The organism is Ochrobactrum vermis, assembly GCF_002975205.1.
GTDB classification, from domain to species: Bacteria; Pseudomonadota; Alphaproteobacteria; order Rhizobiales; family Rhizobiaceae; genus Brucella; species Brucella vermis.
The window spans coordinates 48,813-62,959 of sequence record NZ_PCOC01000003.1 but is presented as its reverse complement, the minus strand read 5'-3'; the positions used below and the strand labels follow the sequence as shown (position 1 = coordinate 62,959).

Here is a 14,147-nt window from a genome sequence, read left to right as displayed (position 1 = left end):
CGGATTGAAACTCCGGTAGGGCTACGCCCTCCCTGCGTTCCAATCCGTCGGCATTCTCATCCTGATTGACGCTGAACTCTCACGTTGTTTGTCGCTCCGCAATCGAGCCGTTTGCGCACACCTGCCAGTTCGTTGCGCCAATCCTCTTCCAGTTCCGGCGTTTGCAGAACGATGCGGACCGCCGCCGCACCGTGGTCCGGTGGCATGGACCACATGTGGCGCGCCAGGGCGTGCAGGTTCGATCGCGCTGCCGCGACAGCATCGCCAGCCTTGACGAACACAGCCCCCGTCCGATCCCGATAGAGCGAGAAATTCTTGTCGCAGCTATAGGCGATCACGGCTTCATCGACAGCCGAGAGGACTTGTCTGGCACCCGCTGCATCCTGATCAAGCCCACGGCCGAGACCCTGGTAGGCGAGGTCCACGAAGGGCAAAACGCCTTTTGCCGCTATCCGCCGAGCCACTTCCCGCCACTGCGATTCATCGGGATCGGCGCCGGACGGATTGTGGCAACAGCCATGCAGGAGAAAAATGTCTCTCGCATCCGCCCCCGCGATAGCGTCCAGGAGGTTGTCAAAGGCGAACGCCCCTGTTGTGGGGTCGAAGTGCCGATAGGTTCGCACCACGAGCCCCTCGGCCGCAAAGATCGGCGCATGGGCGGGCCAGCTCGGCGATCCCAGCCAGATCGTGCTCCCCGGTCGCGCCCTGGCGATAAGACCGGCCGCCATCCTCAGCGCCCCCGCGCCGCCGGGGGTCTGCAGTCCCGCAAGATCCTTCGCCCCGCTCCGGAAGGCAAGCCGGCCGATTAGCCGGACGAATTCGGGGTCACCTTCCGGTCCGAGATAGGCTTTGCTGCATTGATTATCGACCAGCCGTTGCTCGGCTCTCTTGACAGCGCGGTAGATCGGGGTAAGGCCGTTTCCATCCCGATAGACACCCACGCCGAGATCGAGCTTGGTCGGGCGCGGGTCGGCGTTGTAGAGCCCGATCAGCGATAGGAGCGGATCTGCCGGCTCCGGTGTCAATTCCCCGAAAAACCGCCCGCCGATCCGTCTTCAGCCATCATGCAAGCCTCCTGGCGCAGATGAGACCGCCTCGGGCGGCCGGCTCTATTGTCGTCACCAAGGCTAGGCACGCTGTCATTCAACCGCCGCATCACCAGCTTGCTGGATATCGTCTCGGGGCCATCGCCTGGCAGAAGGCCTACGCATTAGGGTTTGAGCGGCGGGTTCGACAGAGGCGGTCCGCGAAAACCTGCGAGGCCGGGAGTGTCCAAGGGCCCGATCGGGTGGCGCTTCGCCACCACATTGGAATGAGTCTAGTTTCGCCGCGCAAAACCGATAACATCGTCGCCGCACCATCTATGGAAATCGCAACAAGCGGTCGGGAGGTTCTCATGGTGGACAGTCCTGATCGGCTGCTGCGCAACTTCGTCAAACTTGCCGAGCTGAAGTCCCTCTCAAAGGCGGCCGACGCGCTCGACCTGACCCAGTCAGGCGTGAGCCGTCAGTTGGCCGCGCTTGAGGACCATCTCGGCAAGCCATTGTTCTTTCGCACGGGGCGCGGCGTCGAACTCACGGCGGCGGGGAACAAGCTGCTGCAAATCGCCCGGACGGCTTACGGCTCGATCGACGAGGTCATAGAGGCCATCCGCGATCGGGAAGGCGTCAGCGAAGGCCAGGTCCGCCTGGCCGTCATTCACACCCTGAGCTACTATTTCATGGGCGACATCGTCGCGAGCTTCGTCAGCAAGCATCAGAATGTGAACCTGTCGCTGATGGGAAGAAGCTCACCCGAGGTCGTAGCGCTGGTGGAGAGCGGTCGAGCGGATCTGCGGCTGGTCTACGACTCGGCCGTGGACACCGACATCTTTTCGGCAACCGAGCTCTTTGAAGACGAGATGTGCTTGATCTGCGCCACCGAAGACACTCTGTCCGATGGATTGGATCTGACAACCACCTGCGTCCGCCTCGTGGCCTTCCCCGCCCACTACGCCCTCGCCAAGATGCTCCAAACCAGCGGGGTCAAGGCCGAGCTCGTCGGGGAAGCCGAAACCATAGACGCCATGCTCCGCATGGTCGCGTCCCGTGTGGGATCGTGCATTCTGCCCAAGCAAATTCCTGACAGGCTGCTGGCCGAGTACGGTCTGCGGAAGCTGACGATCGCTCGGCCGATCATGCGCCGGCGAGTGGTGGCGATCGTGCGGAGGGATCGAAAGCCGTCTCCGCTGGTCAGCGCGCTCATCGAGGTCGCGACAGCTCAGCCGCATTCTAACGGCTGACGACGATTTCCTCATTTCTCCTATGAGCTCAGCGTCATGGCTTGAGGGCCGGCCCGCCCTCATACTCCCCTCGGCACAATATAAATCGAGCCTAGGGAGAATTCTCAATGAACGAACAACTCAGAGCAAAGGAATATTTTGACGATCGCGCAACGCGCGAGATGTCGCAGCACCTCAAGAAGAAAACGCGTAGCGACAAGGAAACACTGGCATACGCCTGCAAGATTCTCGCGATGACTGGACAGGAAGCCGGCCTCGCCGGTCAGATCAGCTTTCGGTCGGAGACGCCGAACGCTTACTGGACGCTTCGATTCGGCCTCGGCTTCGACGAGGCGACCCCTGAGGACTTCATCGAGGTCGACCGCGATCTCAATACACTAACCGGCGAAGGCATGGCGAATCCGGCCACACGCTTTCATCTCTGGGTCTATGATGCGCGCCCCGACGTGAACTCCCTCATCCACACGCATTCTCCCTGGGCCTCGGCACTGGCGGCGGCGCGCCAACCCCTCGTCATCTCCCAGATGGATATGACGCCGCTTCACGATGACTGCGCCTTTCTCGGCGACTGGCCGGGCGTGCCGATCGCCGACCATGAAGGCGTGCTGATATCCGAAGCGCTCGGCGACAAACGGGCCATCATCCTCGCCCATCATGGCTATCTGACTGCCGGAAAATCGGTCGAGGAGGCGACCTATCTTTCGGTCTACCTCGAACGGGCCGCCCGCATGCAGATCCGCGCCCGTGTCTTCGGGCCGCTGACGCCGGTGGACGCTACGCTCGCCAAGGAAGCGCATGACTATCTGCTGAAGCCGTCGATCGTGAACGCCACCTTCGACTACTGGTGCCGGCAGACGCACGCTGCAGTCCCGGCGCCCCTCACGCGCTGAAGAAAAATCAGGCCGGGCGCTCAACGCGCCCGGCTCTGCTTATCCGCGCGCTCGAATCGACGCGGACAATCAACACAAATTGGGAGGATATGACATGAGTTCAGAAAGCCCGACGACAGCGGCTGCCTCGCAGCCGGGGAGAAAAAAGCAGTATGTGACAGCCGGCATCGCCAGCATGATGGGGACCACGATCGAGTGGTATGACTTCTTTCTGTATGGCACCGCCGCGGCACTGGTCTTCAACAAAATCTTCTTTCCGGCGATCGATCCGATCACCGGCACGCTTGCGGCCTTCGCGACCTACGCCGTCGGCTTCTTCGCACGTCCCCTGGGGGGAATTGTGTTCGGCCACTACGGCGACCGGATCGGGCGCAAGTCCATGTTGATCCTGACGCTGCTCCTCATGGGCTTGCCTACCGTCATCATCGGGCTCATCCCGTCCTACGACACGATCGGCTATTGGGCTGCCGTGCTTCTCGTCTTCGCGCGCATCTGCCAGGGCCTTGCCGTCGGCGGCGAATGGGGCGGCGCGATCCTCATGGCGGTGGAGCATGCGCCCGAAGGCAAGAAGGGCTTTTTCGGAAGTCTTCCCCAGGTGGGCGTCGCAGCCGGCCTCATCCTGTCTTCGCTCGCCATGGGCTGGGTGGCCTTGCTGCCAGAGGCTGACATGCTGGCCTGGGGCTGGCGTCTTCCGTTCGTGGCCTGCATCCTGTTGCTGGCGGTCGGCTGGTTCATCCGGATGAAGGTCGCCGAATCTCCCGATTTCGAGCGCATGGAATCCAAGGGCGAGAAGGTGAAAGCCCCGGTTCTCGTGGTTTTGCGCCAGTACCCCAAGGAAGCGCTGCTGCTCGTGGGGGGCAAGCTCGCGGAGACGACCTGGTTTTACACCGTCGTGACCTATTCACTGGCCTATACCACGGTCACGCTCGGCATCAGCCGGACCGTCATGCTCAACGCCACCGTTTGGGCCGCTGTGGTCGCGCTGTTCACCATGCCGCTTTTCGGCGTGCTCGGAGACCGGTTCAGCTTCAAATGGGTCTTTATCGCCGGGGCCATAGGCATCCCGGTCTTCGCACCCTTCTACTTCAGCATGCTCCAGACGCTGGATCCGTTCATGATCACCTTGGCCGTGGTGATCGCGATCGGTGTCGTCTACTCTGCCATGTGGGGACCTGAGGCTGGGCTGTTCTCGGCGCAATTCCCACCGGAGGTGCGCTACACCGGGCTTTCGATGCCCGTCCAGATCGGGGCCGCAATCGGCGCCGGTCTTGCTCCGATCGTCGCGACCTCCTTGCTGGCGCTGGGTGACGGCAACCCGCGCTACATCGTCTGGTATCTCAGCGCGCTCGGTATCATCGCCATTATCAGTGCCCTGTTGATGCATGGTCCCTCGCGTTTCTCGGCGACGAACAGCGCTCCACAAGGAGCACAGACATGACGGGCCCCCGCCACATCGACTATTATTTCTGGCTGAACTCCGATTGGGCCTATCTCGGCGCCGATCGCCTTGTGCGGATCGCCGAGGATCATGAGTTGCGGATCAACTGGATGCCGGTCGATCTGCCGGATGTCTATCGACGAACGGGCGGACAGCTCCTTGGCCAGCGCGCGCCGGAGCGGCAAGCCTACCGGATCATCGAGTTGCAACGCTGGTGCCGCAAGCTTGGGATCGAGGTCAACCCGACGCCCAAATACATGTGCCCGGACGCCGGGGAGGCCTCCCGCATCTTCATAGCGGCGGACCGCATGGGACTTCCGGTCGCTACCCTGCACCAGGCGATTCTTCGGGCCGAATGGTGCGGCGAGCGCGACATCTCCGATCCAGACGAACTTCACCGCATCCTAATCGAATTGGGGTTCAACGCCGAGGCCGTCCTTGCCGAGGCGGCAAAACCGGACGTGGATGCATCATATCGACGCTTTACCGACGCAGCCGTCGGCGCAGGCGTATTCGGCTCGCCCTCCTATGTGTTCGATGGCGAGCTGTTCTGGGGGCAGGACAGGCTCGAGATGTTGGAAGAGAAGATCAGGGACGGCTCATCTCAGAACGCGTGACCGAGATAGGGGGCGCAAACTCCTGCGCCCCCTATGTCAGAAGCCATGATGCGGCGCTTTGTCGGTCCGACGGTCCGCATCGCATGTGAACTCCGGGTGGACAAGAAATTGCAGATCGCAAAGCCGTCAGCCATCAATCCGACTTCCTCTCCGGCAACCTGGTCTGGCCGTCTGGCGCATATCCATATCGCGACTGCGGCCTCCTACGAGATGGAAGAGCTGTCGGAAGCAAGGTTGGTTCCCGACTGTGGAATTGAAGGCGACCGGTACTTTTTCGGGACCGGCACCTATTCGCCGAAGCCGGATATTCGCGAAGTCACATTGATCGAGATGGAGGTGCTCGAGGCGCTGGCCCAGGGCGAGCCGAAAATGCCCGGCATCAAGGCGCAGCTCGCCCCCGAGGACCATCGTCGAAACCTGACCACGATCGGCGTGCCGGTCAACCATCTCGTGGGCCGCCGCTTCCGGGTCGGTGAGACGGTGCTGTACGGCGCCCGCCTCAACTTCCCCTGCAAATATATTGAGGATTTGCTCGGCATTCCCCGTCTCTCCGAGGCCTTGCTGAATCGCTCCGGCCTGAATTGTGCGATCGAGGTCGGCGGGATCATCCGTCCCGGCGATCCCATCGTACCGCTGGAAGGTTGAGATATGGGAAGCCCCGACTGATTGCGTGTTTCACTAATTACGGGACAGGTTTTTCAGTAAAGAGCGATCGCGGATTTCACTAAGTCGCGGACAGCGTTTTCACAAATGTGCGGACAGTTTTGGCGCAAGTTTTGCGGGCGCCGTTTGAGCGTGATTTCTTCTTGATTTTAGTCAGGAGAGGCCATGCCGAAGCGGAAGCAAGCGAGACGCATTACGATGAGGGATATTCGATCTATTTTGCGATTGACCTTTGAACAGGGCTTATCTGTTCGAGAGGTTTCAGAACGTCTTCGAATGGGGAAGACCACTGTTTCCACCTATTTGTACAGGGCCCGTGAAGCGGGTCTCTGCAGCTGGCCTTTGCCTGTGGCCTATGACGATGACGCGCATCTCGAGAAAGTGGTGTTCAAACGAACGGGTCGGCCACCTCGGGACACGCAGGCTCCAGATTTTGCCTACGTTGCGCGAGAATTGAAGCGCAAGGGTGTGACGCTGACGCTGTTATGGCAGGAATATCGCGCAGTTCATCCGAACGGTTACGGCTTTACGTGGTTTGCGACCCGGTTTGCAGCTTTTGAACGCAAGACATCTGCAACCTATCGCAACCGGCATGAGGCCGGAGCGACGATGCAGACCGACTATGCGGGCCAGACGGTACCGATCGTTAATCCACAGACCGGAGAGGTCCGTCAGGTGCAGATTTTTGTCGCCGTTCTTCCGGCATCCAATCTGACCTTCTCCTATGCCAGCCTGAGCCAGAAGTTGCCGGACTGGATCGAAGGGCAAAAACGGGCGCTGAACTATTTTGGTGGTGTTACGAAGGCCATTGTCTGCGACAATCTCAAGTCAGGTGTCGCGGTTGCCCTGTGGTTTGAGCCGACGATCACCGCGACATTTGAAGCCTTTAGTGAACATTACGGCACGACAATCTTGCCAACGCGGGTAAAAAAGCCCCGGGACAAGGCCAAAATTGAGGGCGCGGTTTTAATCGCAGAACGCTGGATTCTGGCACGGCTTCGCAACCAGACCTTCTTCTCGCTGGAGGATCTGAATATCGCCATTGCCGGTCTTCTTGAAGACCTCAATGGTCGCGTCATGCGTCATTACGACAAAACCCGCCGTCAGTTGTTCGAAGAGATAGAGCGCGAGGCTCTAAAGCCGCTACCGGCGACAGACTTCGAATATGCGGAGTGGAAATCAGCCAAGGTCCATCCCGACTACCACGTCGAGGTGGCAAAGACCTTCTATTCCGTGCCGCATCAGTTGATCGGCAAAATGATCACCGTGCGCCTGACGCATCGGATGGTCGAAATATTCTTCAACCATAAGCGCGTCGCGTCCCATCGCCGCCGTTCCGAGCGCAACGGACACGTCACGGTGAAAGAACATATGCCCAAATCCCATCAGCGGCATGCCGGAATGAGCGCGGCAAGCCTGATCCGGCAGGCCAACGGCATCAGCACCAATACAGGAATTTTTGTCGAACGGGTCATCCGCGACAAACCACATCCGGAACAGGGATATCGCGCAGCGCTTGGCATCCTCTCCCTTGCCCGACGCTATGAACACGACCGCCTTGATGCCGCCTGCGAGCGGGCGCTTGTCATCAATGCGCTGACGTATACGTCGGTTCGTTCCATTCTTCAGTCCGGGCTCGACCGGGCGGGCACGGTCATGGAAACCGGCAAGCCGCTGCCCACTCATTCCAACATTCGCGGTCGCGGCTATTACCATTGAAATCGCTGGCAATAACGCTGGCGTCCTGCCTGAAGCCCCTGAGGCGCTACGCAATGTGGAAAGCTTCTCGCCCCAGGGGCCTCAGGCTTCATCGATCGAGCTGACAGCACGAAACGAAGTCTGTCAGCATCGCCAACCCACAGAAAGAAGGAATGACAATGTTGACCAATCCAACGCTTGACCACATGTACACGCTCGGTTTGTCAGGCATGGCAGCCGCCTGGCGAGAATTGGCGGAGCAACCCGAAGCCCGGGCGATGGAGAAGGAAGAGTGGCTGGGCCTCATGCTCGACCGGGAGATCGCCGTGCGCGCCGATAAACGGCTGACGGCGCGTCTGGTGGCGGCAAAGCTGCGCTTTCCGGAAGCCAGTGTTGAAGATATCGACTTCCATGCGGCCCGTAATCTCGACCGACGGGCGACAATGGCGCTGGCGCAGGGACAATGGCTTAAGAACCATGAGAATTTGATCGTTACAGGGAAGACTGGCACTGGCAAGTCGTGGCTGGCCTGTGCGCTGGGACGTCAGGCTGCCCGACACGACCACACGGTTCTCTATGTTCGTGCGCCCCGTCTCTTCGAAGACCTCGCCATGGCCAAGCTGGACGGTCGCTATCCAAGGCTCATGAACCGTCTGATGAAGGTCCAGTTGCTGATACTTGACCACTTCGCCACCCACACGCTCAACGATCAGCAGCGTTTCCATCTCTTTGAAATCATCGAAGAGCGATACCAACGAAGGTCGACACTCATCACCGCTCAAGTTCCTGTGAATACCTGGCACGACCTGATTGGGGATGCGACGGTCGCCGATGCGATACTGGACCGCGTCGTCCACAATGCTCATCGCATCAATTTAGAGGGGGATAGCATGCGAAAGGCAAAATCCGGCATTGACGCCGCGCCAGGCTTCAATCACGAAAACAACTGACAATGATCAAAGGACAGGCCTGAAAACGAGACGCCAAAAACTGTCCGCACTTTAGTGAAATCGCAACACGCGATTTAATGAAATCACTGTCCGTGTTCAGTGAAATACGCACTGATCATGAAAATGCGCGTGGCCGAGGTTCGCAACGAGCCGGGTGACGTGCGCGTCCTGGCGTTGCGTCATCCCCGCCGTTCCCTATTGCCCAGCTTTGCGCCGGGCGCGCATGTCGATGTGCACCTGCCCGATAGACGTGTCCGGCAATATTCGCTCTTCGGCGATCCTCAAGACCGGTCGCGATACTTGATCGCCGTGAAGCGCGAGAGCGGCGGGCGCGGAGGATCGAACTGGCTCCACGACAATGTCGTCATCGGGCAGGAACTGCCCGTATCGGCGCCGCGCCAACATTTCGGCCTGTCGTCGGAGGCGGACTCCCATATCCTGATGGCCGGCGGGATTGGAATAACGCCGTTGCTGGCGATGGCTCGTTCATTGCATTCGGCCGGACACAAGTTCGAGCTGCACTATTTCACGCGCAGCCGCTCACTGGCCCCCCTGCGTGACGACTGCCTTCCGACGCTGTGCATCTGCATATCGACGACGAACCGGAGACGCGCGCCGACCTGACGGGTCTGCTCGCCACACCGCGCCTGAAGGCCCATCTCTACTACTGCGGCCCGCCTGGCTTCATGGACGCCATCCGCACCGCCACCGTCGGATGGCGCGAAGGCACTGTGCATTATGAAGCATTCCAGCGGGCCTATGACGAGAACTTCGTGCCGCAGCCCTTTTCGCTGAAGCTCCGCTCGACCGGTCAAGTGCTCGAAGTGCCGGCTGATGCTTCAGCGCTCACTGTGCTGCGCGAAGCGGGTGTCCCCCTATCGGCGTCGTGCGAAAGCGGCGTTTGCGGAACCTGTGAGTGCGGCTATATCGATGGCGAGCCCATCCACCTGGACGCCGTGCTGAGCCCGGATGCTCAGCGCAATCGTTTCATTCCTTGCGTCTCGCGAGCGAAAGACCTGCTCACCCTGGATCTCTAGCGACGCCAAGGCTGCAGTCGCCCGCGCCGTGCCGTAGGGTCGAGCTATAACCTCGCGCGCACTTCGCTGCGCCAGCACCAGCCCGAGAGGCTCTGTTTCTAATCCGGCTTCTTGGCATAGAACTCGACGAACATCCGCATTGGCGTCGTTTCCGGTGAAACCTCATGCGGTTGACCAGGCCGAACGACCCCCGGCGTCCCCGGCTCAAGCACCACCTCGCTCGGCGGATCATAGATGCGATAGGTGAGCCGCCCTACAAGAACGTGGATTAGCGCCCAGGTTCACGGCTTGGTGCTGTGCTGCCGGCGCAGCGCCGACGGCAATGTACCCTGATCGAATTCAGGCGAGCGGCTATACGCCACGACATCCGATGGAAAGTCGCTCATGCCCGAAGCAGCCCCATGTCAGATCGATCCCACGTAATGCTTCTTTGGCCCTTAATCGCAAGATGTCGGCAGGTGTCCTTACCGCGCCAAGCCTTCCTTGACCGCAGACACGCCTTCAGACCTTCGGTTTCGACACTGCTTCAGCAGGCTTTCTAGATAAAGCCTGACTTCGGCTGTGCCCTGCATCGTGTAGCGCGCTGCCGTCGGCCCCTGCGGATTCACCCTGATCGATATGCCGCCCATTCCATTGACGACTTCGAATCCGCTTTCATCGGGCGCATCGTCGCCGATGAACAGAGGAACACGACCACGAAAAGGCGCGACGTTCATCAGTGCTTCAATTGCCTTTCCCTTCAGGGCACGCTTCGGCGCCAACTCGCAAACCCGATGGCCGATAATGACCATATAGTCGTCCCCTGCGACCGGCAGAGCCGCTGCAAGCGCTTGTTCGACATCGGGTTTAGCGGCAAGAGCAAACCGTGTATCCACGGCGAACACCGCGCCTTTCGGCTGAAAGATCAGACCGGCATGGGTCTTGAGGCGTTCTATCACCTCATGCGTAGCGGCCGGGAGGCTTGGCGGCGTGCTCGAAATCTCATTCGTCCCATGTCGGGCGACGCGACGCTCGAGGCCGAAAAGGCCGAATGTCGGAAGTTCCAGATCCCCGAAAATCTCATCGACCTGTCGCAATGAGCGGCCCGTAACCAGGCAAAGCGCTCCATCCACCGCGTCGTGAAGATCGCCCACCAACCCGCGCAAGCCGTCATCGACAACCACTACTTCGGCGCTGGTAACGCTGTCCATAAGGGTTCCGTCGATGTCCAACAGGACGGCAACATTACTGTCAGGAAGCTTTATTCCCGCCAAATCCGTGTCCTTGCATGCATAGTCGAGATCGGGACGGCCAGTATCTGCGACGATGCTGCGACGCGCCCATTCGAACAATGCGCGTTAAACCGGCCGGTCAGGAGAACCGGTTGCGAGAAGACGGCTGGGCCGCACATGTCTCAGGTGTCCGCAATCAGTCGAGGATATCGGCCATGGTGGCGAGCAACCGATCGCAATCCGGCCGGCTTCCGATGCTGATGCGCAGATAATTGCCCGTCCGCACGCCCGGAAAGTGACGGACAACGGCGCCTCGGGACTTCAACGCCGCGGCAAGCTCGGCTCCGTCCCGCTTCGGATGTCGGGCGAAGAGAAAATTGGCAGCGGAAGAAAGCACTTCGAACCCGGCCTCCCGCAGCGCCGAGCCGAGATACTCCCGGTTCTCGATGATCAGGTCCCGGTGCCGCTCGAACCACTCCCGGTCCTCCCAGGCCGCGACGGCACCGGCCTGCGCCAGCCGATCGACCGGATAGGAGTTGAAGCTGTCCCTGACCCGTTCAAGCGCCTGGATCAGCGGCGCCTGTCCGACCGCGAAGCCGACGCGAAGCCCTGCCAGGCCATGCGATTTCGACAGTGTCTGGACCACCAGCAGATTGGGACAGGTTCGTGTTAGAGGGATCGCGCTCTCGGCACCGAACGCCACATAGGCCTCGTCGATCACCACGACCTGGTCGCCATGTTCCGAGCACAGGGTTTCGATATCCGCGAGCGGCATAGCGATCCCCGTCGGTGTATTGGGGTTCGCAAGAATGATCGCGCCGCAGGGGCGCCTGAAACCCTCGACCCTGATCCGGAAATCCCGATCGAGCGGCACTTCGACGAAGGCGATGCCATAAAGCGCGCAATAGGTGCGATAGAAGCTGTAGGTGATGTCCGGAAACAGCAGCGGGCGTTGGTGATTGAGCAGCGCCTGAAACGTATGCGCCAACACCTCGTCGGAGCCGTTTCCGACGAAGACCTCTGCCGGATCGACGCCGTGATGCTGCGCCACAGCCAAGCGAAACCGCATGGCGGTCGGCTCGGGGTAGAGGCCCAGGGATTGATCAAGCGCCAGCGCAATCGCTGCAATCGCACGCGGCGAAGGCCCGTAGGGGTTCTCGTTGGTGTTCAGCTTCAGCACATCGGGATCGGCCGGCTGCTCGCCGGCCTTATAGGGCGTCAACGTCGCGACGTGCGGACTCCAGAAGCGGCTCATTGCGTTACTCCGCAGCCAGCACGCTGTCCGCTCCCTGCCGCAGGGCCTTGCAGGCGGCCTCGATCCGCGTGCAGGCGTTGATGATCTCCTTGCCGGTAATGATAAGGGGCGGCGCAAATCGAACGACGTTGTCACGCGCGGCAAGCGCAATCAGGCCCTCGTTGCGAAGCGCGGTGACGAATTGCCCCGCGTCAATCCCGGCCTTGAAGCCCTGCAACAGACCTTCGCCCCGGATCTCGCCGATCAAGTCGCCGTACAGGCGATGCAGCTCATCCAGGCGCCCTCTCAGTTCGCGCCCCCGGCGTTCGACACGCTCCATGAAGCTGTCGTTCAGCAAGATGTCGAGCACCGCATTGCCGGCGGCCATTGCAAGCGGGTTGCCGCCAAAGGTGGTGCCATGCGATCCAAGCGTCATCCCGACGGCCGCACGGCGGGTCGCCAGGCATGCGCCCATCGGAAAACCTCCGCCGATCCCCTTGGCGACGGTGGCGATATCGGGCGTGATGCCGCTCCATTCGTGCGCGAAGAATCGGCCGGTGCGACCCACGCCCGACTGCACCTCGTCGAGGATCAACAACAGGCCCCTCTCGTCGCAAAGGGCGCGCAACCGCTGGAGACCTTCGGCAGGAATGACCCGCAGGCCGCCTTCGCCCTGGATCGGCTCGATCATCACGGCGGCAGTCTGCGGGGTGATGACCGCCTCGAGCGCCGCCCAATCGCCGAAAGGCACCTGATCGAAGCCGTCCACTTTCGGACCGAAGCCGTCAAGATAGGGCGGATGTCCTGTCGCGGCAATCATCGCCAGGGACCGGCCGTGGAACGCGCCCTCGAAGGTGACGATCCGATAGCGATCCGGCCGGCCGAAGGTCGTGTGGAACCGGCGCGCCATCTTAACCGCGGCCTCGTTCGCCTCGCCGCCGGAATTAGCGAAGAAGACGACCTCGGCGAAGCTGTTGTCGACCATACGCTGCGCCAGGCGCTCCCCCTCGGGGATCCTCACCGTGTTCGACGTGTGCCAGAGCTTTCCGACCTGCGCCTTGAGCTCCCGCACCAGATGCGAATGGCTGTGCCCCAGGGAGCTGACGGCGATCCCCGACGCGAAATCGAGGTACGCCTCGCCGCTGGCGGTGTAGAGCCAGCAGCCCTTGCCGTGGTCAAATGAAAGGTCGATCCGTGAGGCGACCGGTAGAACAGCATCGTTCATTCGCTTATCCGAAAGCTCTTGGGGTTTCCTGTGGCCGCCGCCAACAGCGCCGCCCTCCGCGGTCGGCCGGCAGAGGCGAACAGGGTCTGGGTAAAGGAGCGCCGGACCGGGCTGGAGGGGCGGTTCACAAAAAGCCCGTAGGCCGGGTGACGCCCGCGCGCCTTCCGGTCTTCCGGCCCAGCGCATCGCTAGCATCCGGCTCTTCGATCATCTCCAACCGGCCCCTAAGCTCGCCTGGGATCTATATCTTCAGGATGAATGACGATGGCGCTAATCAACACCAAGATCAAATCTTTCAAGGCCGAAGCCTACCACAACGGCAAGTTTTCGACGGTCACAGATTCTGACATTGCAGGGAAGTGGGCAGTTTTCTTCTTCTACCCGGCTGACTTCACATTCGTCTGCCCGACGGAGCTGGAAGATCTCGCCGATAATTACGCCGAGTTCGAACGGCTCGGAGTCGAGGTGTTTGGCATATCCACCGACACCCATTTCTCTCATAAGGCATGGCATGATTCCTCGCCGGCCATCGGCAAGATCCGCTATGCGCTGCTCGGCGATCCGACAGCGACCCTTGCCCGCAATTTCGATGTCTTGCGGCCCGAGGAGGGTCTGGCCGACCGCGCCACTTTCCTCGTCGATCCCGACGGCGTGATCCAGTTCACCGAAGTGACCGCCGAAGGGATCGGCCGTAACGCCGCCGAACTGCTGCGCAAGGTGCGCGCCGCGCAATATGTCCGGGCGCATCCCGGCGAGGTCTGCCCGGCGAAATGGGAAGAAGGCGAGACGACGCTCGCCCCCTCGCTCGATCTGGTCGGCAAGATCTAGCTCAAGCCCGCCAGGATCGACGCAGACGATACCCTCATAGCTTGCAATGCAGTCCCACGGACTGCCGAACCACAT

15 protein-coding genes are annotated in these 14,147 nt (G+C 60.9%); 10 read left to right on the top strand and 5 right to left on the bottom strand.

The genetic code is table 11. The annotated features are described in order from the left end of the window. Positions 1-56: 56 nt before the first annotated feature. Positions 57-1,025, bottom strand: coding sequence for an aminotransferase class I/II-fold pyridoxal phosphate-dependent enzyme (locus tag CQZ93_RS25175; RefSeq protein WP_181153529.1), 969 nt, complete (start codon positions 1,023-1,025; stop codon positions 57-59). 371 nt (positions 1,026-1,396) lie between these two features. Here CQZ93_RS25175 and CQZ93_RS25170 point away from each other — a divergent pair, with 371 nt between their 5' ends. The 9 genes from CQZ93_RS25170 (at position 1,397) to CQZ93_RS27160 (ending at position 9,574) form a co-directional block, all read left to right on the top strand. Then, positions 1,397-2,281: a LysR family transcriptional regulator gene (locus CQZ93_RS25170; protein ID WP_286154307.1), complete on the top strand. Its 885-nt coding sequence runs from the start codon at positions 1,397-1,399 to the stop codon at positions 2,279-2,281. Positions 2,282-2,388: 107 nt separating this feature from the next. After that, positions 2,389-3,171 carry an aldolase gene (locus CQZ93_RS25165; RefSeq protein ID WP_105545346.1) on the top strand — a complete coding sequence of 261 codons (783 nt, stop codon included), beginning with the start codon at positions 2,389-2,391 and terminating at the stop codon, positions 3,169-3,171. A gap of 94 nt (positions 3,172-3,265) precedes the next feature. After that, entirely contained in the window at positions 3,266-4,609 is a 1,344-nt protein-coding gene (locus CQZ93_RS25160) for an MFS transporter (RefSeq protein WP_210201135.1), read from the top strand. After that, a complete protein-coding gene (locus tag CQZ93_RS25155; RefSeq protein WP_105545345.1) occupies positions 4,606-5,226 on the top strand; it encodes a 2-hydroxychromene-2-carboxylate isomerase in 621 nt (206 codons plus the stop codon). The genes CQZ93_RS25160 and CQZ93_RS25155 overlap by 4 nt, the downstream gene beginning before the upstream one ends. Before the next feature lie 210 nt (positions 5,227-5,436). Continuing rightward, on the top strand, positions 5,437-5,871 hold the full coding sequence (locus CQZ93_RS25150; RefSeq protein ID WP_105545520.1) for an MOSC domain-containing protein: 435 nt from the start codon (positions 5,437-5,439) through the stop codon (positions 5,869-5,871). A 183-nt stretch (positions 5,872-6,054) separates the two neighbouring features. Next, on the top strand, positions 6,055-7,608 hold the full coding sequence (gene istA / locus CQZ93_RS25145; protein ID WP_105545323.1) for an IS21 family transposase: 1,554 nt from the start codon (positions 6,055-6,057) through the stop codon (positions 7,606-7,608). Positions 7,609-7,766: 158 nt separating this feature from the next. After that, positions 7,767-8,537 carry an IS21-like element helper ATPase IstB gene (gene istB / locus CQZ93_RS25140; protein WP_105545324.1) on the top strand — a complete coding sequence of 257 codons (771 nt, stop codon included), beginning with the start codon at positions 7,767-7,769 and terminating at the stop codon, positions 8,535-8,537. A 117-nt stretch (positions 8,538-8,654) separates the two neighbouring features. Beyond that, the gene (locus CQZ93_RS27165) at positions 8,655-9,161 is read left to right on the top strand and encodes a ferredoxin reductase (protein ID WP_286154306.1); all 507 of its coding nucleotides are present in this window, start codon (positions 8,655-8,657) and stop codon (positions 9,159-9,161) included. Beyond that, a complete protein-coding gene (locus CQZ93_RS27160) occupies positions 9,116-9,574 on the top strand; it encodes a flavin reductase family protein (RefSeq protein WP_286154305.1) in 459 nt (152 codons plus the stop codon). Before CQZ93_RS27165 ends, CQZ93_RS27160 begins: the two co-directional genes overlap by 46 nt. A gap of 98 nt (positions 9,575-9,672) precedes the next feature. Here CQZ93_RS27160 and CQZ93_RS27335 read toward each other — a convergent pair whose 3' ends face one another. From CQZ93_RS27335 to CQZ93_RS25115, 4 genes are all read right to left on the bottom strand, one after another. Next, the gene (locus CQZ93_RS27335; protein WP_210201143.1) at positions 9,673-9,843 is read right to left on the bottom strand and encodes a TehB-like domain-containing protein; all 171 of its coding nucleotides are present in this window, start codon (positions 9,841-9,843) and stop codon (positions 9,673-9,675) included. A gap of 195 nt (positions 9,844-10,038) precedes the next feature. Next, on the bottom strand, positions 10,039-10,905 hold the full coding sequence (gene otsB, locus CQZ93_RS25125) for a trehalose-phosphatase (RefSeq protein WP_105545344.1): 867 nt from the start codon (positions 10,903-10,905) through the stop codon (positions 10,039-10,041). 76 nt (positions 10,906-10,981) lie between these two features. Continuing rightward, positions 10,982-12,040, bottom strand: a complete 1,059-nt coding sequence (gene hisC / locus CQZ93_RS25120) for a histidinol-phosphate transaminase (RefSeq protein WP_105545343.1) — start codon at positions 12,038-12,040, stop codon at positions 10,982-10,984. 4 nt (positions 12,041-12,044) lie between these two features. Continuing rightward, positions 12,045-13,244 carry an aspartate aminotransferase family protein gene (locus CQZ93_RS25115; protein ID WP_105545342.1) on the bottom strand — a complete coding sequence of 400 codons (1,200 nt, stop codon included), beginning with the start codon at positions 13,242-13,244 and terminating at the stop codon, positions 12,045-12,047. A 264-nt stretch (positions 13,245-13,508) separates the two neighbouring features. Between CQZ93_RS25115 and ahpC the strand changes: the two genes are divergently transcribed. Continuing rightward, complete coding sequence (gene ahpC, locus CQZ93_RS25110) at positions 13,509-14,072, top strand: alkyl hydroperoxide reductase subunit C (protein ID WP_105545341.1); 564 nt, start codon at positions 13,509-13,511, stop codon at positions 14,070-14,072. Positions 14,073-14,147 lie beyond the last annotated feature (75 nt).